Genomic DNA, 23528 nt, shown 5'->3' on the forward strand with positions numbered 1-23528 from the left:
CGAAACCCCGCCCACCCGAACGGACCTCGGGAACATCGGCATGCCAAACACTGCTAAACACACTGTGCAACACGCAAATTCGCAGTCAGATCCGATACGCCACCGCTACTCGCGGATCTAGGTCAGAACCTCATATCAGATAATCTGTTGTCGTCAGTTCCGACGATTCTGCTGTAGGATGCTTTACTTTCAGTGTGCAGCATTGCTACGGTAAGCTTCGTAGCAGATCATGCATTGCTACGAGAGAATTCTCTCATCTGATCTGAGTCAAGCACAATCTATTGCCGGTGATTGGTTAGTTGTTTCGAGACGATCGGTCCTATCGGTACAGTAAGGATTCCCACGCAATGAAATTGGTACAAAAGACCGGTGCAATCGCAGTGGCTGCTGCCGCGGTGGGTTTGATCGGCGCCGGAGTCACGCCCGTCGCAGACGCCAGCGTAAGCACGAAGTACTGGTGGGGAACGTCAACCTGGTATTCGCAATCCGAAGTAAAGAAGCTTCAGCCGAAGTTCCGGCGGGTGACTGATCTCTCAGCAGGAGGCGGTGCGGCGGCAGTTGCTCCGATTTGTGGCGCTATGGCGTTGGCGGCAGCAGTTCCTGGGCTCGCGTGTGCAGCGTTTACTGGTGCCGGCTGGTGGTACCTGCAGGACCAGGCGTCAAAGCTTGACTACGCCGCGGCCCGAAACATGTGCGCCCAACTCGACACCAACAAGGTCGGTCTTGTCACTGTCAAACCATACAGCTGTAAGTGGAAGTAGCGGCGTGAACATTACCGCTTGATAGCGGCTTGCTCGCCAGACACGACGTCTCCAAGCCGAGTACAAGTGGGCGCCAAGTGGGGTGGGGGAGGGTGTCGGCATGAATAGTTCACTGTTGTATCGGTTGGGGCATGTCAGTGCCCGGCATCCTGTTCGGGCGCTGCTCGGATGTGTTGGTGTGCTCGTCGTGCTGTTGGGCGTGTCGATGGCGTTTGGTGGTGATACCCAGGAGGACTGGGATGTCACCGGGGTGCCGTCGCAGCGGGGCGTCGAGCTGCTCCGGGAGCATCAGCCCGGGGTGGGGGATGCGTTTGCGCGGGTGGTTGTGCATTCGGGTGATGGGGCGTTGACCGAGGCCGAAACGGCCGGGCTGCGAACCAAACTCGAGGCGATGCCGCATGTGGTGACGGTGTCGGACGCCCGGTTCAGTGATGATCGGGACACCGCGGTGATCACCGTCGGGTACGACGTTCCCATCACTCACAAGGATCTGATGGGGAATGCTGATCCGCTCAATGAGGCTGTGGCCGATGCTCGTGCGGCGGGGCTGACGGTGGAGATGAACGGGGCGGTGCCCGAGACTGCGGCTGCTCCCGTCGAGGGATATGCCGAGATCATCGGTATCGTGCTGGCGCTGCTGATCATGGTGCTGGCGTTCGGGTCGGTGGTGGCCGCCGGCCTGCCGATCGTTACGGCGATCGTCGGTCTCGTCGCGACCTCCGCCGGCGTCACCCTGCTGGCCGCGGCGATGAAAGTCAGTCCGTCGGCGCCGATGGTGGCCAGCATGGTCGGGCTCGGTGTGGGTATCGACTACGCGTTGCTGGTGGTCAACCGTCACGTCGAGTATCTGCGCGACGGACACGACGTCGTCGAGTCGGCTGCCAGATCGGTTGCGACCGCGGGGCGTTCGGCGGTGATCGCGGCGACGACCGTGCTCGTGTCGCTGATGGGATTGCGGCTGGCTGGGCTGCCGACGTACTCGTCGTTCGGGTTCGCCACCGCGATCGCGGTGGTCGCGATGCTGGCGGCGACGCTCGTCGTTGTGCCCGCGCTGTGCGCACTCGCCGGTGCTCGGCTGACGCCGCGCAAGGAACGCAAGGCCGCCGCGGCACCCGTCGCCGCTGAAGAGTCGTTCATCGGACGGTGGGCTGCGGCGGTCGGTCGACGGCCCCTGGCGGCCGCGATGCTCGCGGTGATCGTGATGCTCACCCTCGCCGCGCCGGCGATGGCCATGCGGACCTGGCCGTCGGATGCGAGTGCGCAGTCGAGCGAACTCACCACACGGCGTGCGTATGATCTGCTGGCCGACGAGTTCGGTCCGGGCGCCAACGCCGAAGTGCTGATCGTCGCCGAATCGACCGGGCCCGACAAGGCCGATCCGGGAGCCGTCGACCTGGCACTCGACCGGATTTCGCGTCAGCCGGGTGTGGTCGCGGTCAGTCCGCTGATGCCGTCCCCCGACAAGGCGATCGGGGTCGCGCACGTGACCGTCGCCTACGGGCCGTCGGACACCAAGACAAGTGACGTGCTCGCCGCGATCCGTGACCAACTTCCCGACGGCACGGTGCTGACCGGTGAAACCGCCTACTACGACGACATCTCCGATATGCTCGCCGTCCGGTTGTGGGTGGTCATCGGGTTTGTCGTCGCCGCGTCGCTGGTCCTGCTGACCGTCGTGTTCCGGTCGGTGATCATCCCGGTCAAGGCCGCCATTATGAACCTGCTGTCGGTGGCCGCCGCGTACGGCGTCATCACCGCGGTGTTCCAGTGGGGCTGGGGATCGTCGCTGCTGGGCGTGGATCAGCCTGTGGCGGTGTCGAGTTGGGTGCCGATCCTGATCTTCGCGATCCTGTTCGGGTTGTCGATGGACTACGAGGTGTTCCTGCTGTCGCGGATCCGTGAGGACTGGCTCGCCACCGGAGATCCGCGCGGCAGCGTGATCAGCGGGCTGGCCAAGACCGGCCGGGTCATCACGGTGGCCGCGGCGGTGATGGTGGCGGTGTTCCTGAGCTTCTCCACCGAAACCGACATCATGCTGAAGATGGCCGGCCTCGGGATGGCAGTGGCGGTCTTCCTCGACGCGACCGTCGTCCGGATGGTGCTGGTGCCGGCGACGATGTCGCTGCTGGGCCGCTACAACTGGTGGCTGCCGGGGTGGCTCGACAGGATTCTGCCGACGATCGATCTCGAAGCGCACGAGGAGGATGCGGGCAAGGCTCCGGAACTGCTGAAGGTGTAACCGTCAGAAACCGAAGCGATCCCGCTCGCCGGCGAACCATTGCCGGACGGGCGGGATTCGCCATTGGTCCATCAGGTGTTCGGCGTCGTCGGCGTGCCGGGACGCGAGTTCGGTGTCTCCCATTGAGAATGCGGCCAGTGCCAGGAAGGCGTCGGCGGGGCCGATCGCGGTGCCCGCGCCAGCGTTCACCGACCACCCGGTCATCGGGGCGAGCAGGTCGTAGGCCTGGCGGCCTAGGTCGGGCCGCTCCAGGTGGGCGGCGACTTCACCGGCCGCCGCCCACTCGGCCAACGAGTACCAGTCATGCGAGGAGAGGCCGGGATCGACCACGATCGAGTCTCGGGCCGCGTCACGATCGCCGATACGGATATACAGTGCGGCCCGGAAACATCCGACGGGCATCTGATCGATGACGGGCCCGGAGAAGTGCGGGGCGACCGCCGACAGCGAACCGTCCCACAGGGCGATTCCCAGCCGGATACCCATACTCGCGACCGGAGACTGGGCCAGCCGCACCCGATGCTCAAGCTGAAAGTACTCGTCGGCGAGAGCACGGGCCCGGGTGAAATCACCCGACATCGCGTGCCAGGTCACGGCCGTCGACAACACCACCATCACCAGGAATGGTCGGCGCCGGCGCCGGGCGTCGGCGAGGGCGATGTCCAGCAGCGGCCACATCCGTTCGGGATGGCCGAGCTGCGCGTGCGCATTCGCGCACAGCGACGTCGCGAGGATCCGGCTGTCGACATCACCCACCCGCAGCGCCAGCTCTTTAGCGCGTTCGAGCATCGTGAGCCGCTGCTCGGCGTTGTTCGCAGACCACAATGCCTGCTGCCCGGCCAGCATCGCGTCCAGCTCCAGGCGGTCGTCGCCGAGTTCGATGGCAATCGAGGTGGCGGACGCGACGAGTTCTCGGCGTTCGGCGAACGGGGAGGTGTAATAGATCTCGTTGGCCAGAGCCAGCATCACCTCGGCGCGCAGCGCGGAGGCTTCCCGCGAAGTCTCGGCGGAAAGCATCGTGAGCGCCTCGCGCAGCGCCTCGACCACGTCGTCGTTCTGGTCGCCGACACCGACCGAGAACCAGGCCGAACCACGCGAGGGCAGAACCCCGGCCCGGGCGAGCCATATCCCATTCCCCGTCCGGTGGGCCAGGCTGATCGCCGCCCGCAAGGGTTCTTCGAGCGCGGTCCAATCTCCGCGTCTGCGATGGCATTCGGCCAGGTCCAGCAACAGCTCGAACTCGTCGGAGGCATCGGCGGTCGGGTCACCCGGCAGTGCCTTCAGTGCCGCGGTGTACAGGCCGACGCTCTCGTCATCCGCGAACACTTCGGCAGCCTGATGAGCGGCGTCGCGTGCGGCCCGCCAGGCCCGCGCCCGGTGCGCCGGACCGGCCGACAGCCAATGGTGGGCGATCTCCGAACCCCGGCCACCGAGATCGGCGAGGGTCTGCGCGGCGCGGGCATGGACCGAGGCACGCCGGGTCGGTGCCGACACCGAATAGATGTGGTCGCGGACCAGAGCGTGCGCGAAGACGAACTCCCCGATCCCTTCCTCACGGATCAGCCCCGCGGCGACGGCCGTGTCGAGCAGGTCCAGTGCGGTGTCGGGGTCCTGCGCCCGGACGCCGCACAGGACTGGCAGGGTGAACTCGCGCCCCAGTACCGCCGCGGTCTGCAGGATGCGGGCGGTGTCGGTGCCGAGCCTGTCGATGCGCCGGCCGATCACCTCACCGACCGCCGTCGGCGGGCGCGGTTCGGCCAGCAACTGCGACACGCTGCCCGAATGCTGTGCGAGACGGGCATATTCGACGACGAAAAAGGGATTTCCGTCGGTGCGGCCGGTGAGCTGGACGGCCTGGGAGTCCGATGTCGCGGTCCCGGCGACCGAGTGCATCACCTCGGCCACCGCATCGGAGTCGAGTCCGCCGAGCGGGATACGGGTGGCGTGGCGCCTGCCCAGCGATTCGGACAACTCGGCAAGCGGCACGGCGCCGTCAACGCTGCGCCAGGTCAGCAGCACCATGAGCTGGGATTCCCCGGAGATCTCGCCGAGTAGCTGCAGCACCCTCAGCGTCGACGGGTCGGCCCAGTGCAGATCGTCGATCGCGATGAGCACCGGCCTGTGCGACGACTCTGCCAGCACCTCCGAGACGATCCGCTCGCGCAACCGGAAGGCGGCGCCCTCGTCAGTGTTGGCGCCGGCGGTGATGGTCGGCAGTTCGCGGCCCCACCTGGTCAGGATCTGCGCCCACGGCCACAGCGGCGGCGCACCGTCGTCCTGCGAGCAGCGGGCCCAGCCGACGAGGGCGCCGTCACGTGCGGCCGTCGCGACTGTTTCGGCGACCAGCCGGGTCTTGCCGATGCCGGCCTCGCCGCTGATCACCACGAACTCCGTCGATCCCGACACAGATCGCTGCCACGCCGCCGACAGTTCGGCCAGCTCGTCCGCCCGGCCGGCGGTGGGCCACGGGAGTACGGGCACGGTATCGGCAGCCGGTGGGGCCGGTGCGGGGTCGGGCTCGGTGGCCGCCGGGGTCGGTGCATCCGGAACCGCCGATACCGGGCGTTCCCAGTCGATGGACGAATCCTGTTGCAGGATGGCCGATTGCAGTTCCCGGATCGCCGGACCGGGTAGCAGTCCCAGCTCCTCGTCGAGAACCTTACGCAGGTCTTCGATCACACCGAGCGCATCGGCTTGCCGCCCGCATCGCGCGAGCGCGAGAGCCCTGATCCGCCAAAGGCTTTCGCGCAGTGGGTACTGGGCGATCAGTGCTTCGGCGGCTGCGGCGACCGCGGTGTGTCTGCCCAGCACCGTCGACACCTCCAGTCGCAGTTCCTCACCGAGGACGCGCAGTTCTTCCAGGCGGGACCGTTCGGCCACCGCGGCATCGCCGAGGTCGGCGTACGCCTCACCGCGCCACAGCGACAACGCGTCGGCCAGGTCCGCGTCGACCTGCTCCAGGCCCTCGGCGGTCATGCCCGAGAGCGTGTCGCGGCGCGCGTCGGCGTCGGTGACGACCGATTCGAAAACGTCGGCGTCGACGGTGCCCGGGACCAGATCCAGCACGTAGCCGGGAACTCGGGTCAGCAGCACGGAGGCGGGCTGACGTGGTTTACGATCAGGCTCCAGGGTCCGTCGCAGCCCCGACACATAGGCCTGCAACGTCGTCATCACCGAGGCCGGCGGATGCTCGCCCCAGAGTTGCCCGATCAGCGAATCCACCGACACCGCGTGCGGACGGGCCAGCACCAGGGCAGCCAGCAGCGATCGGGTTTTCGGGGTGCCCAGGTCGACGGAGACACCGTCGCGGGTCACCTCCAGGTGGCCGAGGATCGCGAACTTCACCGGCCAAGGATACGGTGCGGATCAGTCGTCGGCGCTCGCCCGGGCGGACGAATCGCCGAGCGGGACGAGCCGGGTGAGCTGGGTGACGTGGTGCGGGCCCAGTTCGGCGAGCGAGGACACTCCGAGCAGCGCCATGGTGCGTTCGATCTCGGTGCGCAGGATCTCGATGGTCTTGTCGACGCCGGCCCGGCCACCGGCCATCAGTCCGTACAGGTAGGCGCGGCCGATGAGGGTGAAATCGGCGCCGAGTGCGACGGAGGCAACGATGTCGGCGCCGTTCATGATGCCGGTGTCGACCATCACCGTGAACCCGTCGCCGACGGCGGCCCGTACTTTCGGGAGCAGGTGGAAGGGGATGGGCGCGCGGTCGAGTTGGCGCCCACCGTGATTGGACAACACGATGCCGTCGACTCCCACATCGCGCAGCCGAACCGAATCCTGGACGGTCTGCACGCCTTTGACGAGGATCCTGCCCGGCCACAGCTCACGGATGACGTCGAGGTCGGCGAAGCTGATGGTGGGATCCATTGCCGCGTTGAGCAGTTCGCCGACGGTTCCACCGGTGGAACTGAGGGAGGCGAACTCGAGGGTGGGCGTGGTGAGGAAATCGATCCACCACCACGGCCGGGGGATGGCGTTGACGACGGTTCCGAGTGTCAGCTGCGGCGGGATGGAGAAGCCGTTGCGCTTGTCGCGCAGCCGTGCCCCCGCGATCGGGGTGTCGACGGTGAACATCAACGTGTCGAAACCCGCGCCGGCGGCACGTCGGGCCAGATCATAGGAGATCTCCCGTTCGCGCATCACATACAGCTGAAACCAGTTGCGACCACCGGGGTTTGCCGAACGCACATCCTCGATCGAGGTGGTGCCGAGCGTGGACAGAGTGAACGGGATGCCGGCGGCACCGGCCGCGGAGGCCCCCGCCACCTCACCCTCGGTCTGCATCAGCCGGGTGAACCCGGTCGGTGCGATCCCGAAGGGCAGTGCGCTGGGTGCGCCGAGGATCTCGCACGAGGTGTCGACGCTCGGCGCGGGCGAGAGGATGCCGGGGTGGAATTCGATGTCCTTGAACGCCTGCCGTGCCCGGTGCAGCGACAGTTCGCCCTCGGCGGCGCCGTCGGTGTAGTCGAAGGCGGCCTTGGGCGTGCGGCGCTTGGCGATCGTGCGTAGGTCGTCGATGGTCAGCGCTTTGCCCAGTCTGCGTCTGCGGGCATTGAGTTCGGGCTTCTTGAACTGCATGAGTTCGAGAAGCTCTGCGGGCTTGGGGAATTGGCGCTGTACGGTGCTCATCGCTACCTACCTGTCCTTTCGCTACTGCTCCGGTGTCAGCCAGATGGCCGAATTGGCCGGGATCGTCACCGCCGCCGATACAGGTTGCCCGTTCCACGCCGGGCCGTCGGCCACTACGCTGCCCATATTGCCGATGCCGCGTCCGCTGTATGCTGACGAATCGGTGTTGAGGGCCTCGGTCCACGTTCCGCCCCGGGGCAGCCCGACACGGTAGTCGCCGCGATCGCTACCCGAGAAATTGAACAGACACGCCATCGCCGATCCGTCGGATCCGAACCGCAGGTAGGTGATCACATTGCCGGCGGCGTCGTCGGCGTCGATCCAGGTGAAACCGTCGGATCCGGTGTCCCGGCTGTACAGGGCCGGACTGGACCGGTAGATGCGGTTCAGATCACCGACGAGAGCCGAGATGCCCGAATGCAATTCGCCTTCCCAACCCTGCATCTGGTCCCAGTCCAGGCTGCGGTTGTCGGCCCACTCGCGCGACTGCCCGAACTCCTGGCCCATGAACAGAAGTTGCTTACCGGGATGAGACCACATGTACGCCAGGAAGATTCGCACCCCACACGCTTTGATGAACGCGTCGCCGGGCATTCGCGTCCACAGGGTGCCCTTGCCGTGCACCACCTCGTCGTGCGAGATCGGGAGCACGAAGTTCTCACTCCACGCGTACATCAGCGAGAATGTCAGGTCCTGGTGATGGAAGCTGCGATGCACCTGATCCCGGGAAAGATAACCGAGGGTGTCGTGCATCCATCCCATGTTCCATTTGAGGGTGAATCCGAGCCCTCCTGTGTCGGTCATCCTGGTGACGCCCGGCCAGGACGTGGATTCCTCGGCGATGGTCACCACGCCTGGAAAGTGTTTGTGCACAGTCGCATTGGTTTCCTGCAGGAACTGTACCGCCTCGAGGTTCTCCCGGCCGCCGTGGATGTTGGGCCGCCACTGGCCCGACGGGCGCGAATAGTCGAGATACAGCATCGAGGCGACCGCGTCCACACGCAGACCGTCGATGTGGAACTCGCTGAACCAGAACAGGGCATTGGCGACCAGGAAGTTACGCACCTCGTGCCGACCGAAGTCGAAAACATAAGTGCCCCAATCAAGTTGCTCACCGCGCAGCGGGTCGGCGTGCTCGTAGAGGGCGGTACCGTCGAAGCGGGCCAGCGCCCAGTCGTCCTTCGGGAAGTGCGCCGGAACCCAGTCGACGATCACCGCGATCCCCAGTGAATGCAGGTGATCGATCAGATAGCGCAGGTCGTCGGGACTGCCGAAACGCGAGGTCGGTGCGTAGTAGGAGGTGACCTGGTAGCCCCACGATCCGCCGAACGGATGCTCGGCCACCGGCAGGAACTCGACGTGCGTGAAACCCTTCTCCACGACGTATGTGCCTAGTTGATCGGCGAGATCCCGATAGTTCAGGCCCAGTCGCCACGAACCCAGGTGTACCTCGTAGATGCTCATCGGCTGCTCGACCGGCTCCGCGGCGGCGCGTCGGGCCAGCCAGTCGTCGTCGCCCCACACGTATTCCGACTCGTTCACGATCGACGACGTGGCGGGCGGCGGGTTGGTCTGGCGGGCCATCGGATCGGCCTTGTCGCGGACGACACCGTCGGCGCCGTGCACCCGGAACTTGTACCGCGCACCGCCGCGGACATCGGGGACGAACACCTCCCAGACACCGCTGGAACCGATCATCCGCATCGGGTGGGCGCGTCCACCCCAATCGTCGAAATCACCTACGACCGCCACCCCTTTTGCGTTGGGTGCCCACACCGAGAACGCGGTGCCGGTGACCTCGCCGTCGGCGGTGGTGTACGAGACGACCCTCGCACCCAGTGCCTCCCAAAGGGTTTCGTGCCTGCCCTCGGCGAACAGGTGCACGTCCACCTCGCCGATGCTGGGCAGGAACCGATAACCGTCGGCCACGACGAACTCATCTGTGCCGCCGGTGGCGCCAGGGTAGACGATCCGGTAGCGGTAGTCGACCAGACCCGTGATCGGTACCGCCACCGCGAACAGGTCGCCGTCGGCTGTCATCGGATGGTCGACGCCGCCGATCACCGCCGACACCGACACCGCGTTGGGTCGCAGCGTACGCAGAATGGTGTACCCGTCGGCGGTCTCGTGTGCGCCGAGGAACGCGTGCGGATCGGGATGGGTGAGGCTGCCGAGCCGATTCAGATCGTGCCGCGGTGCCCGGGCGTCGGGGATGTTCGTCATGTCAGCGCACCCGGTAGGAGAGTTGTTCGGCGGCGGCCGGGTTCAGCGGGGGCAGGGACACGATGTGCGCGACGGCCTTCCATGGTTCGAGCTGGACGAAATTGGCTTGACCCCAATGGAATTCCTCTCCACTGACCTCGTCCCGGCCGGAAAACCGGTCCTGCCAGTCGAAGCCGAGGGCAGGCATATCCAGCCACAGCGTCGACGACTCGGTGCCGAATGGGTTGAGATTGACCACCACCACCACTCGGTCGCCGGTCACCGGGTCGACCTTCGAGTAGGCGATGAGCGACGGATTGTCGAGATGGTGAAAGCTGATGTTGCGCAACTGCTGCAGCGCCGGATGGCGCCGCCGGATCATATTGAGCGAGGTGATCCACGGTTCCAGCGACATACCGTTCGACGTGGCGGCCTTGTAGTCACGCGGGCGCAGTTCGTACTTCTCCGAATTCAGGTACTCCTCGCTGCCCGCCTTGACCGCCATGTGCTCGTACAGTTCGTAGCCGCTGTACACGCCCCAGGTGGGGGCCAGCGTGGCGGCGAGCGCGGCGCGCAGCGCGAACATTCCGGGACCGCCGTGCTGGAGGCTTTCGTGCAGGATGTCGGGCGTATTGACGAACAGATTGGGGCGGGCCTCGTCGGCGTGGTCGGCGAGTTCGCGGCCGAACTGCTCCAATTCCCACTTCTGCGTCTTCCACGTGAAATACGTGTACGACTGGGTGAATCCGAGTCGGGCCAGACCGTAGAGCCGAGCCGGCCGGGTGAACGCCTCGGCCAGGAACAGCACCTCGGGATGACGCTTCTTCACCTCGACGATCAGCCATTCCCAGAAGTTCGGCGGCTTGGTGTGCGGATTGTCGACGCGGAAGATCTTGACGCCCAACTCGATCCAGTGCAGGACGACGTCGAGCACGGCTTTGTAGATGCCGGTCTTGTCGTTGTCGAAATTGAGCGGATAGATGTCCTGATACTTCTTGGGCGGATTCTCCGCGTAGGCGATGGTGCCGTCGGGCAGTGTGGTGAACCATTCCGGATGCTCCGACGACCACGGGTGGTCGGGTGCGCATTGCAGCGCCAGATCCAGCGCTACCTCCAGGTCGAGTTCGCGTGCGCGACTGACGAAGTACGCGAAGTCCTCGGCAGTGCCGAGTTTCGGGTGGATCGCATCGTGGCCGCCGTCGGCAGAACCGATGGCCCACGGGGAGCCGACGTCGTCGGGTCCGGCGATCAGGGTGTTGTTGGGTCCCTTGCGATTGACCTCACCGATGGGGTGGATGGGCGGCAGGTACACCACGTCGAAACCCATTCCGGCGATGCGTGGCAGGTCGTTTACGGCGGTCAGAAAAGTACCGTGCACCGGGTTGCCGTCGGTGTCCCAGCCGCCCGTCGACCGCGGAAAGAACTCGTACCACGAGCCGTACAGGGCGCGGCGGCGGTCCACCCACACCCGGTAGGTGCGGGACTTGGTGATTAGTTCCCGCACCGGGTACCGCGTCAACAACTCGGCCATCTCGGTGCTGATGCCGGGGCCCACGCGGTTCTCGATCCGGCGACGCGGTGACCGCAGCGCGCTGATGGCCTCGGTCAGCGTCGCCCGTGAATCCTCCGGTACCAGATCGAGTGCGCGGGTCAGCACCGCGACACCGATCTCCAGATCGTTGGCCAGATCGGCCGCACCCTGCCCGGCGTCGACCTTCTTGATGACCGCCGAACGCCACGTCGTATACGGATCGCTCCACGCGTCGATGCGGAAGGACCAGAACCCGGGCGCGTCGGGCACGAAGGCGCCGTTGAAGACGTCGGGTTCGATCGACGGGCGCATCGCGATGTCGCGGCGCCTGTTGCGGCCGGGGCCGTCGATGTGCAGCGTGACGCCGATGGCGTCGTGACCCTCCCGCCAGGCCGCCGTACTCACCGGAATTAGCTCGCCTACAACGGCTTTCGCTGGGTATAGTCCAGCGGAAACTATCGGGGAGATGTCGTCGATGCCCATCCGGCCGATCACGCGGCCTCCTCTCGGCTGCTTGCGCACACGCCCTAACCGTAGGCGAAAACGATCCAGGTCTCAGCGCGATGACCACAGTCTCCCACTGTGCGGACCCGGACAGGGCAGGGATCGGGCACCGGCCTGGGCTCTCAGCCCGGCTTCTTCAATCGGCGCAACGCCGCCCGCGTGACTGCCGGATCGGTGGTCTTCCAGAACGGCGGCAACGACGCCACCAGGTAGCCGCCGTATCCGGCTGTGGCCAGCCGCGAGTCGAGGACCGCCACCACGCCGCGATCGGCGGTGGACCGCAACAACCGGCCGGCACCCTGGGCCAGCAGCAACGCCGCATGATTGGCCGCGACCGCGAGGAACCCGTTGCCGCCGCGTGCGCTGACTGCGCGCTGACGGGCGGTCATGAGCGGATCGTCGGGACGTGGGAACGGGATCCGGTCGATGAGTACCAGACTCAGCGACGGACCGGGCACGTCGACGCCCTGCCAGAGCGACAATGTCCCGAACAGGCAGGTTTCCGGGTCCTCGGCGAACCGCTTCACCAGCGTCGACGTGGAGTCGTCACCCTGGCACAGAATCGTGCGGTCCGAGCGCTCCCGCATGAACTCGGTGGCCTCCTTCGCCGCCCGCATCGACGAGAACAGCCCGAGGGTGCGCCCGCCCGCGGCGTCGATCAGCTCGGCGATCTCGGTGCGCACCGGCTCGGACAGGGCGTCGCGGCCGGGCCTGGGCAGATGTTTGGCGACGTACAGGATCGCCGAGCGGGGGTAGTCGAACGGCGACCCGGCGTCCAGGCCGTTCCACCGCACCGACGAGGTGTCCGAGGGTGCGGTCTTGCCGGTGGCGGTGACGTCGACCGCCGCGCCCGACGTGCCGCCGCCGTGCGCGGGCAGACCCCAGTTGACCGCGAGTGCGTCGAAGTTTCCGCCGATTGTGAGGGTGGCCGAGGTGAGGATCACCGTCGCGCCGGCGAACAGGCTGCTGCGCAGCAGGCCTCCGACGCTCAGCGGCGCCATGCACAGCACTCGGCGGGTCTCGCCGGCCCGGTTGATCGGTTCGGCGCTTACCCACACCACATCCCGGCGCTTGGACATGTCCTGTTCGTCGAACGCGCCGAGCAACCGGACTACGGCGTCGTGCGTGTTCTCCAGTGACGTCAGCGCCGCAGACCGGGCCGCGGCGCTGTCGGCGTCCTGGCCTGCTCCGCGTACCGGCCCGATCGCGGTGTGCGCCTGCCACAACCGGTCTCGCAGCGAGGCGAACACGGCGTCACCGCCGCTCGGCATCGTCGTCCACTCACCCGTGCGGACGTCGTTGAGAAACTCACCGAACTGCTCACCCGCGCCCAGGAGGGCATCGGTGGTCTCCTCGTCGATGAGCTTGCCGCAGCGCCGGGCGATCAGCGCGATCGACGCCGCCGACAACTCGTCGGTCGACACCGAGGTGATGCGATCGACCAACTCATGTGCCTCGTCCACGACCACCACGTCGTGTTCGGGCAGGATTGTCGCCGGACTCATCGCGTCGATCGCGAGCATCGCGTGATTGGTGACCACCAGATCGACCAGGGCGGCTTTGCGGCGGGACTGTTCGGCGAAGCAGTCCTCGCCGTAGGAGCAGTTCGTCGCGCCCAGGCATTCGCGTGCGGACACGCTGACCTGCCGCCACGCCCGGTCGGACACACCGGGTACCAGGTCGTCGCGGTCGCCGGTCTCGGTGTCCGAGGACCATTCGCGCAGCCGGGTCACCTCCCGTCCGGTGCGGGAGATCTCGAACGGGTCGAACAGTTCACCCTCGGGTTCCTCCGCGGTGGAACCGTGAATCTTGTTCAGGCACAGGTAGTTCGACCGCCCCTTGAGGATCGCGAACGACGGTTCGCGGCCGATGGGAGCCTTCAGCGCGGTCGCCAGGCGCGGCAGGTCGCGGTCGATAAGCTGGCGCTGCAACGCGATCGTGGCAGTCGACACCACCACGGTATGCCCGGACACCACCGCGTGCCGAATCGACGGGATCAGATACGCCAGCGACTTGCCGGTACCGGTGCCCGCCTGCACGGCCAGATGCTCACCGGTGTCGATGGAATGCGCCACAGCCGAGGCCATCCGCAATTGCCCGTCGCGACGGGTACCACCGAGAGCGGTGACCGCGACGTCGAGGAGTTCGGGAACCTCCGGCAGCGTATCGAGTGCGTTCTTGTCCTGTGAACTCTTACCCAGGGGGCTCATCCGGAGTACGCCGGCGAGCCGTCGTACAGCAGATCACCGTCGAGAACAACACCCGCCGCACGCATCTCGGACAGGGCTTTACGGCAGGTCTCGTTCGCCACCCCGGCGGTGTAGTTCAGCAGCACGCGGGTGGCCAGACCAGCGGCGACCGCGTCCAGTGCCGTGGCGCGGACACAGTGATCGGTGGCGATGCCGACGATGTCGACCTCGGTGATCGAGCGGGCCGCGAGCCAATCGGCCAGCGTCGTCGAGCCGTCCTTGGCGGTGCCCTCGAAACCGGAATAGGCGGCGCTGTACTGGCCTTTGGAGAACACTTCGGCCACCGTCGCGGTGTTGAACGGCGGATGGAACCACACGCCCTCGGTGTCGACGCGGCAGTGCGGCGGCCAGCTGTCGACGAAATCGGGATTGTCGGAGAAGTGATCACCCGGGTCGATGTGATAGTCGCGGGTGGCCACCGCGATCCGGTAGTGGGGCAGCAGGGTGGTCACTGCGTCGGCGACGGCGGCGCCGCCGTGGACGCCGAGCGAACCGCCCTCACAGAAATCGTTCTGCACGTCGACGACGATCAGGGCGCGGTGTGGAGCATGCATTTCGGACGCCTCCTGGACCTAAGGGCGGGTGGGGAGCTGATAACGGGTGGGGATCGCGGGATCGCCGTGTGAGAGACCGAGGCCCTCCCACGGCAGACTCACCAATCCGTCGGCGAGATGGGCACGGCTGTCGGTGAGGGAGGGCAGGTCGGCTACCGGCTCGCCGCCGCGTACCAGAGGTATCTGCAGGGGCCGCACCGACTGTCCGTCGCCGTCGGGGACCGGTCCGCCGGTGCGGTAGATGACCTCCTCGACGACGGTGCCGCTGGCGCGTGCCAGTCGGATCGCCGACTTGGCTCCGCCCACCGACGCCTTGTGACTGGCCCGTTTGGCCACCGCGATGCCGTCGACCTCCACGAGCTTGTACACCATTCCGGCGGTGGGTGCGCCGCTGCCGGTGACCAGCGAGGTGCCCACCCCGTAGGTGTCCACAGGTTCTGCCCGCAAGGACGCGATCGCGTACTCATCGAGGTCGCCGGAGACCACGATCCTCACGTCCGGGGCGCCGAGCGAGTCGAGTTGGTCACGCACCTGACGCGCCAGTACACCAAGATCACCGGAATCTATGCGCACCGCACCCAGATCCGGGCCGGCCACCTCGATGGCGTTACGCACCCCCTGGGTGATGTCGTAGGTGTCGACGAGCAGGGTGGTGCCCACCCCGAGCGCCTCCACCTGCGCGGCGAAGGCGGCCTTCTCGTCGGGGCCGTCCGGGCCGGAGAATCCGAGTGTGAACGCGTGCGCGGCGGTCCCGGCGCTGGGCACACCGAAGGTGCGGGCGGCCTCCAGATTCGACGTCGCAGCGACCCCGGCCAGGTAGGCGGCGCGCGCGGAGGCGACCGCGGCACGCTCGTGGGTGCGCCGGCCGCCCATCTCGATGATCGGCCGTTTCGCCGCCGCGCTCACCATCCGGGCGGCGGCCGAGGCGATCGCCGAATCATGGTTGAGGATCGAGAGGATCAGGGTTTCGAGGATGACCGCCTCGGCGAAGGTGCCGCGGACGGTGAGGATGGGGGAGCCCGGAAAGTACAGCTCACCCTCGCGGTAGCCGTCGATGTCGCCGCTGAAGCGGTAGTCGCGCAACCAGGCCACGGTGTCATCGTCGAGGAACTGTGCCACCTGCGCGATCTCGTCGTCGCCGAAGCGGAAGCGGGTCAGCTCGTCGATCAGCCGCCCGGTGCCGGCCACCACGCCGTAGCGGCGGCCGTCGGGCAGCCGCCGGGCGAAGACCTCGAACACGCACGAACGCGCTGCCAGCGGGCCGCGCAGCGCCGCCGACACCATCGTCAGTTCGTAGTGGTCGGTCAGCAGGGCTGTGTTGTCGAGACTCACAATCGCCTACCCTATTCGTATGCATGCGGACATATGGTGTGCGCACGAGGCTACTCCCGGTTCGACGGCGGTGGCCGAACCCGCGGTCGCCGATCCACAGGTTGGGATGGATCGCCCCTGGGTGACGATCGTGTGGGACGACCCGGTCAACCTGATGCGGTACGTGACGTTCGTGTTCCAGAAGATCTTCGGGTATTCGGAGACACGCGCCAACGAACTGATGCTGCAGGTTCACAACGAGGGCAAGGCCGTCGTGTCGGCGGGCGACCGCGACAAGATGGAGACGGACGTGCGCAAACTGCACGCCGCCGGCCTGTGGGCCACCATGCAGCGCGACACCTGACCGGTCCGCCCGTCGCCGCGCCTACCATGTGAGGCGTGCGCACTTGGAAACGTGAAGGCAGAGGCCGCTCCCGCCGGATCTGTGCGGTAGTCGAGCAGCACGAGGCCGAATTGCTGATCTCGATGATCACCTCACTGACCGACCTGCTGACCGAACGCGAGTCGAGTGCCCCACCCGCCGACGAACTGGCCGCGATCACCGGCATCCGCACCGGCCACCGCGACGCACCGCGCGACGTCACCCTCGGGCGTCTGCTGCCCGACTTCCATCGGCCCGACCAGGATGAAGAAATGTCCGCGGATGTGGTCAACGGCGATCTCAACGCCGGTCTGCGCAGCGTCAACGAACCGATCATCATCGACGCCAAACTGGCCGCGGCCAAGGTCGTCCTCGACACCGTGCCGCCCGGTGGTGGCCGGATCGCGCTCACCGACGAGGAAGCCCAGCAGTGGCTCACCGCCCTCAACGATGTGCGGCTGGCGCTCGGCGCGATGCTCGGCATCACCGAGGACACCCCCGCCGAACTGCCCCCGGACCACCCACACGCCGCGCATCTGGATGTCTATCACTGGCTGACGTTCATGCAGGACATGCTGGTCGAGGTGCTGATGTCGCGGTAGGGGTGTCCCGGAGAGGGAACCTTTTCGAGGTAGCTACGTGCGATTGTCTGCGGCGCAGACTTCTCGTCGGCTTCGTCTGTGCGAGATCCAGGTAGTCGACTACTCGTGTCCCACTCCTTTCGGTCTGTGACCGTTGTCGTAGCGGATCGCGGGATTTCGGATTCAGCGTCACGTTGCGAATCCTTGCCTGTCATTTCCGCTGTGAAACAGGTCAATTGACATTGTTGGGAGTGAAACATGACAAGCCAGTTGGAAAGGTCGTCCCCAGAAGGGGCGGATGAGGAATCGGCCGGAGAACCGTGCACTGCGTGTGACACCGCAGCGTGGTTCCGGTCCTCCGATGACGTCCGGACGGGCTTCATCCGGGGAATCGACGCATTCGATACTCGCCCCGTGACGTATAGCGTGATCGACGACGTTGCGATTTTCGAAGGGGATATCGCGCTCGGCAGCCCTGACGAGGTGGCCGCGATCACCGCCGAAGTCACGAACGCAACCGCGGCGGAGGTCGCGGCGGCAGTCGCCGACAATGAACCGGGCATCGTGGTGAACGGTATCGGTATCACAGGTCAGCGGTATCGCTGGCCGGGTGGCTTGGTGCCGTTCACATGTGTGTCATCGCTGCGGCCCTTGGTCAATCAGGCAATCGCGCACTGGCAGCAGAACACCCGTATCCGGTTCGTGGAACGTACGTCGGCAAACCAGAATCTCTACCCGAATTGGGTGTCGTTCGAAGTTCGCGACGGCTGCTGGTCGTCGGTGGGGATGCAAGGGACAGGTGCCCAGGTCATCTCACTGGGTGGCGGGTGCGGCTTCGGGTCCGCAGTTCATGAAATCGGGCATGCGGTAGGTCTGTGGCATGAACAGAGTCGCGAGGATCGTGACAGGTTCGTGCGGGTCGTGTGGGCGAATATTCAAAGCGGTCGCGAACACAACTTCAACCAGCACATCACTGATGGCGATGATATCGGATCGTACGATTTCGGGTCGATAATGCACTATCCGGAAACGGCCTTCAGCAATAACGGAAAGGCCACGATCGTGCCGGTCGGAGGCCAGGCCATCGGGCAGCGCACGGGTCTGTCTGCCGGTGACATCGCTGCCGTTCGCACACTCTATCCGGAACTCGAGCAGTCGCGTTCCTGGCGGGGCGTCCAGTTCTCGGGAAATGTGGCGGCCGGCGCCACCAGGCGGTGGTCAACCCATAGCTGGCCGTCGCATTGGTTCGTGGAATGGTTCGTCATCCCCACTGCGCCGGTCATTGATGGCAATGCGCAACTCGAATGGGTGGTGGGAACATCGAGGCAAGCCGAGCGGCTTGTCAAATATCACGTCGAGGTACGAAACCTCTCGAACTCGGCCGTGAGTTTCGACGCACGGTACCAAGTTCTGGGTTGGTCGCCGAATGTTATCTGAGGCAAGGAAGCGGACAATGGAGATCACACTGAAGATTGACGGCATCGACGTCGTCGCCAACTCGGTCGAGTCGGGCGAAATGAATCATGACGCCGGCGCAGCACGCGAGTACTCGGGCGCGAGCGTCGACGGCAACCATGCCGCGGCGGACTCCGTGGACGCCGATGGCGGACCGCCACCGGGCTGGCTCGTTGCCGTGATCGAAACCGCCGAAGCAGAAGCAGCTATGTCGTCCCTCGCCGAGGAACTGGGGGCTGCGGTTGATGGGGGAACCGGCATCTGACGGCAACCGGTCGGATGACATCGAATGTAGACACATATTCAACGAAGGAGATTTGAAATGCGATTCGGAACTCAGTTCACCGGCACGGTGACCGCAGGGCAGACAAGGACCTGGTTCACGCATAGCTGGAACGCGGCATCGAATGTCGTGTGGTCCGTCGTCCCGACCGCACCGGTGGTCGACGGCGCCGCCCAGGTGGAGTGGAAGGTCAGGTCCACCCGGCAGGCGACCAATCTGGTCAAGTGGTTCATCGAAGTCAAGAACGTCACGAACGTTCCGGTGACCTTCCAAGCCCGCTACGCTGTGCTGGATGGATAGTCCTGCTTCTGGCGTGTCGGATGACGACCCGTGCCCGGTTTCGATAGCTGTGGTTTTCGAAGAAGCAATCGAAGCAGGGTCCGGGTCGATCCACGTCATGCTGGAAGATGTCAGTCGTATCGATGCCGCAGCGGAGGTTGTCGCCGAGTCGGTGGATGGAATCGAGCACGACGTCGGGGCGGGTGACGGCGTCACGGTGGTGCTCGGCGTCCCCCCCGCGCGCCGCGACGCGGGCTTGAATATTCGCGTCCACGTTGATTGCAGTGGCAGCGGGGCGATCACCAGTGGTGACCGAATTACCACTCAATCCTATCCGGTTCCGGTTGGCGGTTCGTCGAACACGGCGACAGTGCGGGTGGTGACCGTCTAGCAATCCGGACGGGGGACCCATGTGGCGCTGCCGGTGTCGGCCAGCTCGGGAATGTTCTCGCAGGATCTTCGGTTGCACATCGTCATGTTGACTATCAGCCGCGATCTGGTCGATCGGATGGTTGCCCACGCGCGCGCCGACCATCCGGACGAGGCGTGTGGGGTGATCGCCGGACCGGAAGGTTCGGACCGTCCGGAGCGGTTCATCCCGATGCTCAACGCCGAACGTTCGCCGACGTTCTACCGGTTCGATTCGGCCGAACAACTCAAGGTGTGGCGCGAGATGGACCGCGCCGACGAGGCGCCGGTGGTGATCTACCACTCGCACACCGCCACCGAGGCCTACCCGAGCCGTACCGACATCTCGTACGCCGGTGAGCCGGGCGCCCACTACGTGCTCATCTCCACCCGCGACCCGCAGGCCGAGGAGGTCCGCAGCTACCGCATCGTCGACGGTGTGGTCACCGAGGAGCCCGTGGAGATCGTCCCCGCGTAGCCTGCGCGTTCGCCCATCATCAGCCCCCGACATCAGGAGACCTCATGGCTGTGACCGTGTCCATCCCCACCATCCTTCGCCCGCACACCGGCGGTGAGAAGCGCGTCGAGTCGACCGGCGCCACCCTGGCCGAACTCATCGACACACTCGAATCGGCGCATCCGGGCCTGAAGGAACGCCTCGTGGCCCCCGACGCAGCCGGCACCGACACGCTGCACCGCTTCGTCAATGTGTACGTCAACGACGAGGACGTGCGGTTCACCGGCGGCCTGGCCACCGTCGTCGACGACGGCGACGAGGTGACCATCCTGCCCGCGGTCGCGGGCGGCTGATCCGGCGGTGGCACGCTACGAATCGCTCATCGAATCGGTCGGCCACACCCCACTGATCGGATTGCGGCGACTCTCGCCCCGATGGGACGACGATGACAACGGCCCGCATGTGCGACTGTGGGCCAAGCTTGAGGACCGCAACCCCACCGGCTCGATCAAGGACCGCCCGGCGCTACGGATGATCGAGGCCGCCGAACGCGACGGCACGCTGGCGCCGGGCGCCACGATCCTGGAACCGACCAGCGGCAACACCGGCATCTCGCTGGCGATGGCCGCCAAGGTCAAGGGATATCGCCTGATCTGCGTGATGCCCGAGAACACCTCAGACGAACGCCGATCGCTGCTGCGGATGTTCGGGGCCGAGGTGATCTCCTCGCCCGCGGCGGGTGGATCGAACACGGCCGTCGCGATGGCCAAGGACCTGGCCGCCGCCAATCCGGGCTGGGTGATGCTGTACCAGTACGGCAACGAGGCGAACATGCTCGCCCACTACGAGGGCACCGGCCCTGAACTGTATGCCGACCTGCCCGAGATCACCCACTTCGTCGCGGGTCTGGGCACCACCGGCACGCTCATGGGAGTGGGCCGGTATCTGGGTGAACGCAAGCCCGGCGTACAGATCGTGGCCGCCGAACCACGCTACGGCGACGAGGTGTACGGCCTGCGCAACATCGACGAAGGTTTCGTCCCCGAACTGTACGACCCCGAGGTGCTGACCCGCAGATTCTCGGTGACCGGCGCCGACGCGGTGGCCCAGGTACGGGAACTGATCGACCTCGAAGGGATCTTCGCCGGGGTGTCGACGGGCGCGATCCTGCACGCAGCCCGCGCGATCGGACGGCAGGCACTCAAACGCGGCGAGCGCGCCGACATCGGGCTGGTGATGCCCGACGCGGGATGGAAGTATCTGTCGACCGGGGCGTACGAAGGTAGCCTGGACGACGCACAGGAGGTGCTCGCCGGGCAGCTTTGGGCCTGACAGCACTCCTCACCGAACGGTCTCGATCAGCAGCGAGGAACGACACGTGACCCATCCGATGCCGGCCGCGGCGGCCGAGCAGCCACGCAAGCCGCGCCCGCTGTGGCTGACGTCGGCGATCACCATGATCGCGATCGCGGCCGGGCTCATCGCGATCGAAGTGATCGACAACCTGACCCCGCACCACGATCTGGATGCCAACGGCATCGAACCCCGGCAGGTGGGCGGACTCGACGGGATTATCTGGTCACCGTTCCTGCACGGTGACTGGGCGCACCTGTTCGGCAATCTCGGCCCCGGCCTCGTGCTGGGGTTTCTGCTGCTGATGGCGCGTCGATTCCTGGTCGTCACGGGCATCGTCTGGGTGATCTCCGGAGTCGGGGTGTGGCTCACCGCGCCCGCGTACTCGATCACCATCGGGGCGTCGGGCATCATCTTCGGCTGGCTCACCTACCTGCTGATCAGGGGAATCTTCAACCGCAGCCTGTGGCAGATCCTCATCGGCGTGGTGGTGTTCCTGATCTACGGCTCGGTGCTGTGGGGGGTGCTGCCCACCGACGAGGCGATCTCCTGGCAGGGCCACCTGTTCGGCGCGATCGGCGGCGTGGTCGCCGCGTGGCACCTGGCCGGCCGTGATCGTCGCCGGCGCGCGCCGCAGGCGCTCCCGTCGTCAGGGGTGGGACTCTGAGTATCGAGGCCACCGCGCCCATCGGCATCTTCGACTCCGGAGTCGGCGGCCTCACCGTCGCACGCGCGATCATCGACCTGTTGCCCGACGAGGACATCGTCTATATCGGTGACACCGGAAACGGCCCGTACGGCGGGCTCACCATCCCGGAGATCCGCAAGCACGCCCTGGCCATCGGTGACGACCTCGCGGCCCGGGGCGTGAAGGCGATCGTCATCGCCTGCAACACCGCGTCGGCCGCCTGCCTGCGCGACGCTCGCGAACGGTACGCGCCGATCCCGGTCATCGAGGTGATCCTGCCCGCGGTGCGCCGCGCCGTGGTGGCGACCAAGACCGGCCGGATCGGCGTGCTGGGCACCGAGGCCACGATCGCCTCCCGCGCCTACCAGGACTCGTTCGCCGCGGCCCGCGACACCGTGATCACCGCGGTCGCGTGCCCGCGGTTCGTCGACTTCGTCGAACGCGGAGTCACCAGCGGCCGGCAGATCCTCGGGCTCGCACAGGGATACCTTGAACCGCTGCAGCAGGCCGACGTCGACACCGTGGTACTCGGCTGCACCCACTATCCGTTGCTGTCGGGGGTCATCGCGCTGGCGATGGGTGATCAGGTGACACTGGTGTCCAGCGCCGAGGAGACCGCCAAGGACGTCTTCAGGGTGCTCACCGAGCGTGACCTGCTGACCCCGCATACCGGACGCGAGGCGGTGCGGGTGTTCCAGTCGACAGGCGATCCGGAGTTCTTCGCGCGGCTGTCGTCGCGATTCCTGGGCCCGGCGGTGGGTCAGGTCCAGCACCTCTAGCGACGCCCCGGCAGTTAACCCGCCGAACATGTGACTGTTATGCGACTCGCAGCGCCGACGGCATGGCAAGGTAGGGGAATGCGCTTAACCGTGCTCGGATGTTCAGGGAGTGTGGGTGGCCCCGGTGCTGCATGCTCGGGGTACCTTTTGCAGCTTCCCGGACATCAGCCTGTGATCATGGAGTGCGGCCCCGGTGCCTTCGGTGAACTGCAGCGGGTCGTCAACCCACGCGAGGTCGCGGTCATGCTCAGCCACCTGCACGCCGACCACTGCATGGATCTGGCGGCGATGCTCGTATGGCGTCGGTACGCGCCCGAACCGGCCACCGAACGGGCCCCGCTGTGGGGTCCGCCCGGATGCCGCGCGCGGATCGGTGCTGGGTCCTCGGAGGTTCCCGGTCAGCTCGACGACATCACCGACACCTTCGACGTCCACGAATGGGGTACCGACGACGTGCAATTGGGCGGATTCACGATCCGGCCCTTCGTCGTCGACCATGTCCCCAATTCGTATGGATTCCGGATCACCGCCCCCGACGGCAAAGTACTCGCGTACAGCGGCGACACCGCACCGTGCGACGAACTCGTCGATCTGGCCACCGACGCAGACCTGTTCCTGTGCGAGGCGTCGTGGACGCATGCGCCTTCCGAACGGCCCCCGCACCTGCATCTGTCGGGCATCGAGGCCGGTGAGGCCGCGACCAAGGCCAACGTGAAGCTGCTGGCCATTACCCATGTGCCGCCGTGGACGTCCAAGGAGGCCATCTACGACGAGGTTCGGCAGACGTTCAGCGGCCGCATCGAGATGGTCTCCCAGGGACAGTCTTTCGAGCTGTAGCCGCCACGCGGGACGGGTACCCGTCCGGCCGCGTGCGCGG

Annotated in this window: 21 protein-coding genes; 14 read left to right on the forward strand and 7 right to left on the reverse strand. The window is 66.2% G+C overall.

Going from position 1 to position 23528, the window contains the following annotated elements; all coding sequences use genetic code 11:
• Positions 1-347: 347 nt before the first annotated feature.
• Positions 348-761 carry a hypothetical protein gene (locus KDB67_RS10315; protein ID WP_291015499.1) on the forward strand — a complete coding sequence of 138 codons (414 nt, stop codon included), beginning with the start codon at positions 348-350 and terminating at the stop codon, positions 759-761.
• 100 nt (positions 762-861) lie between these two features.
• Entirely contained in the window at positions 862-3000 is a 2139-nt protein-coding gene (locus KDB67_RS10320; RefSeq protein WP_291015501.1) for an MMPL family transporter, read from the forward strand.
• 3 nt (positions 3001-3003) lie between these two features.
• Here the strand turns inward: KDB67_RS10320 and KDB67_RS10325 are convergent, their stop codons facing one another.
• The 7 genes from KDB67_RS10325 to KDB67_RS10355 all read right to left on the reverse strand — a co-directional run bounded on the left by KDB67_RS10325 (position 3004) and on the right by KDB67_RS10355 (position 16007).
• Complete coding sequence (locus tag KDB67_RS10325) at positions 3004-6345, reverse strand: BTAD domain-containing putative transcriptional regulator (RefSeq protein WP_291015502.1); 3342 nt, start codon at positions 6343-6345, stop codon at positions 3004-3006.
• A gap of 21 nt (positions 6346-6366) precedes the next feature.
• Complete coding sequence (locus KDB67_RS10330; RefSeq protein WP_291015504.1) at positions 6367-7635, reverse strand: alpha-hydroxy acid oxidase; 1269 nt, start codon at positions 7633-7635, stop codon at positions 6367-6369.
• A 21-nt stretch (positions 7636-7656) separates the two neighbouring features.
• On the reverse strand, positions 7657-9858 hold the full coding sequence (gene glgB / locus KDB67_RS10335) for a 1,4-alpha-glucan branching protein GlgB (protein ID WP_291015505.1): 2202 nt from the start codon (positions 9856-9858) through the stop codon (positions 7657-7659).
• A 1-nt stretch (position 9859) separates the two neighbouring features.
• Positions 9860-11863, reverse strand: a complete 2004-nt coding sequence (locus KDB67_RS10340; RefSeq protein ID WP_291015507.1) for a maltotransferase domain-containing protein — start codon at positions 11861-11863, stop codon at positions 9860-9862.
• 131 nt (positions 11864-11994) lie between these two features.
• Positions 11995-14082, reverse strand: coding sequence for an ATP-dependent DNA helicase (locus KDB67_RS10345; RefSeq protein ID WP_291015508.1), 2088 nt, complete (start codon positions 14080-14082; stop codon positions 11995-11997).
• Positions 14079-14675: an isochorismatase family protein gene (locus tag KDB67_RS10350; RefSeq protein ID WP_291015509.1), complete on the reverse strand. Its 597-nt coding sequence runs from the start codon at positions 14673-14675 to the stop codon at positions 14079-14081. Before KDB67_RS10350 ends, KDB67_RS10345 begins: the two co-directional genes overlap by 4 nt.
• Positions 14676-14693: 18 nt before the next feature.
• The gene (locus KDB67_RS10355) at positions 14694-16007 is read right to left on the reverse strand and encodes a nicotinate phosphoribosyltransferase (RefSeq protein WP_291015510.1); all 1314 of its coding nucleotides are present in this window, start codon (positions 16005-16007) and stop codon (positions 14694-14696) included.
• A gap of 19 nt (positions 16008-16026) precedes the next feature.
• Here KDB67_RS10355 and clpS point away from each other — a divergent pair, with 19 nt between their 5' ends.
• From clpS to KDB67_RS10415, 12 genes are all read left to right on the forward strand, one after another.
• A complete protein-coding gene (gene clpS / locus KDB67_RS10360) occupies positions 16027-16350 on the forward strand; it encodes an ATP-dependent Clp protease adapter ClpS (RefSeq protein WP_291015511.1) in 324 nt (107 codons plus the stop codon).
• A 35-nt stretch (positions 16351-16385) separates the two neighbouring features.
• Positions 16386-16970, forward strand: a complete 585-nt coding sequence (locus KDB67_RS10365; protein ID WP_291015512.1) for a DUF2017 domain-containing protein — start codon at positions 16386-16388, stop codon at positions 16968-16970.
• Positions 16971-17363: 393 nt separating this feature from the next.
• Positions 17364-18386: a M12 family metallopeptidase gene (locus KDB67_RS10370; RefSeq protein ID WP_291015513.1), complete on the forward strand. Its 1023-nt coding sequence runs from the start codon at positions 17364-17366 to the stop codon at positions 18384-18386.
• Positions 18387-18402: 16 nt separating this feature from the next.
• Positions 18403-18669: a hypothetical protein gene (locus KDB67_RS10375; protein WP_291015514.1), complete on the forward strand. Its 267-nt coding sequence runs from the start codon at positions 18403-18405 to the stop codon at positions 18667-18669.
• A 57-nt stretch (positions 18670-18726) separates the two neighbouring features.
• Positions 18727-18987, forward strand: coding sequence for a hypothetical protein (locus tag KDB67_RS10380; RefSeq protein ID WP_291015516.1), 261 nt, complete (start codon positions 18727-18729; stop codon positions 18985-18987).
• A complete protein-coding gene (locus KDB67_RS10385) occupies positions 18980-19357 on the forward strand; it encodes a hypothetical protein (protein WP_291015518.1) in 378 nt (125 codons plus the stop codon). Before KDB67_RS10380 ends, KDB67_RS10385 begins: the two co-directional genes overlap by 8 nt.
• 84 nt (positions 19358-19441) lie before the next feature.
• Complete coding sequence (locus tag KDB67_RS10390) at positions 19442-19852, forward strand: M67 family metallopeptidase (RefSeq protein ID WP_291015520.1); 411 nt, start codon at positions 19442-19444, stop codon at positions 19850-19852.
• A gap of 44 nt (positions 19853-19896) precedes the next feature.
• A complete protein-coding gene (locus KDB67_RS10395) occupies positions 19897-20184 on the forward strand; it encodes a MoaD/ThiS family protein (protein ID WP_291015522.1) in 288 nt (95 codons plus the stop codon).
• A 7-nt stretch (positions 20185-20191) separates the two neighbouring features.
• Positions 20192-21163, forward strand: coding sequence for a pyridoxal-phosphate dependent enzyme (locus tag KDB67_RS10400; protein ID WP_291015524.1), 972 nt, complete (start codon positions 20192-20194; stop codon positions 21161-21163).
• Between the two features lie 58 nt (positions 21164-21221).
• Positions 21222-21851 (forward strand): rhomboid family intramembrane serine protease, encoded by a 630-nt coding sequence (locus KDB67_RS10405; RefSeq protein ID WP_291015544.1) that lies wholly within the window; start codon positions 21222-21224, stop codon positions 21849-21851.
• Positions 21848-22651, forward strand: coding sequence for a glutamate racemase (gene murI, locus KDB67_RS10410; RefSeq protein ID WP_291015545.1), 804 nt, complete (start codon positions 21848-21850; stop codon positions 22649-22651). The genes KDB67_RS10405 and murI overlap by 4 nt, the downstream gene beginning before the upstream one ends.
• A gap of 78 nt (positions 22652-22729) precedes the next feature.
• Positions 22730-23488 (forward strand): cyclic nucleotide-degrading phosphodiesterase, encoded by a 759-nt coding sequence (locus tag KDB67_RS10415; RefSeq protein ID WP_291015526.1) that lies wholly within the window; start codon positions 22730-22732, stop codon positions 23486-23488.
• Positions 23489-23528: the final 40 nt, after the last annotated feature.

The sequence above is a fragment of the Gordonia sp. (in: high G+C Gram-positive bacteria) genome (assembly GCF_020438995.1).
Classification (GTDB): Bacteria; Actinomycetota; Actinomycetes; order Mycobacteriales; family Mycobacteriaceae; genus Gordonia.

What these genes read in the sequence shown, in the direction of transcription:
- glgB (WP_291015505.1), bottom strand. Translation starts at nt 9,858, where the DNA reads ATGACGAACATCCCCGACGCCCGGGCACCGCGGCACGATCTGAATCGG.
- KDB67_RS10345 (WP_291015508.1), bottom strand. Translation starts at nt 14,082, where the DNA reads ATGAGCCCCCTGGGTAAGAGTTCACAGGACAAGAACGCACTCGATACG.
- KDB67_RS10330 (WP_291015504.1), bottom strand. Translation starts at nt 7,635, where the DNA reads ATGAGCACCGTACAGCGCCAATTCCCCAAGCCCGCAGAGCTTCTCGAA.
- KDB67_RS10380 (WP_291015516.1), top strand. Translation starts at nt 18,727, where the DNA reads ATGCGATTCGGAACTCAGTTCACCGGCACGGTGACCGCAGGGCAGACA.
- KDB67_RS10320 (WP_291015501.1), top strand. Translation starts at nt 862, where the DNA reads ATGAATAGTTCACTGTTGTATCGGTTGGGGCATGTCAGTGCCCGGCAT.
- KDB67_RS10350 (WP_291015509.1), bottom strand. Translation starts at nt 14,675, where the DNA reads ATGCATGCTCCACACCGCGCCCTGATCGTCGTCGACGTGCAGAACGAT.
- KDB67_RS10315 (WP_291015499.1), top strand. Translation starts at nt 348, where the DNA reads ATGAAATTGGTACAAAAGACCGGTGCAATCGCAGTGGCTGCTGCCGCG.
- KDB67_RS10375 (WP_291015514.1), top strand. Translation starts at nt 18,403, where the DNA reads ATGGAGATCACACTGAAGATTGACGGCATCGACGTCGTCGCCAACTCG.
- KDB67_RS10395 (WP_291015522.1), top strand. Translation starts at nt 19,897, where the DNA reads ATGGCTGTGACCGTGTCCATCCCCACCATCCTTCGCCCGCACACCGGC.
- clpS (WP_291015511.1), top strand. Translation starts at nt 16,027, where the DNA reads ATGCATGCGGACATATGGTGTGCGCACGAGGCTACTCCCGGTTCGACG.
- KDB67_RS10385 (WP_291015518.1), top strand. Translation starts at nt 18,980, where the DNA reads ATGGATAGTCCTGCTTCTGGCGTGTCGGATGACGACCCGTGCCCGGTT.
- KDB67_RS10405 (WP_291015544.1), top strand. Translation starts at nt 21,222, where the DNA reads ATGCCGGCCGCGGCGGCCGAGCAGCCACGCAAGCCGCGCCCGCTGTGG.
- KDB67_RS10390 (WP_291015520.1), top strand. Translation starts at nt 19,442, where the DNA reads ATGTTGACTATCAGCCGCGATCTGGTCGATCGGATGGTTGCCCACGCG.
- KDB67_RS10415 (WP_291015526.1), top strand. Translation starts at nt 22,730, where the DNA reads ATGCGCTTAACCGTGCTCGGATGTTCAGGGAGTGTGGGTGGCCCCGGT.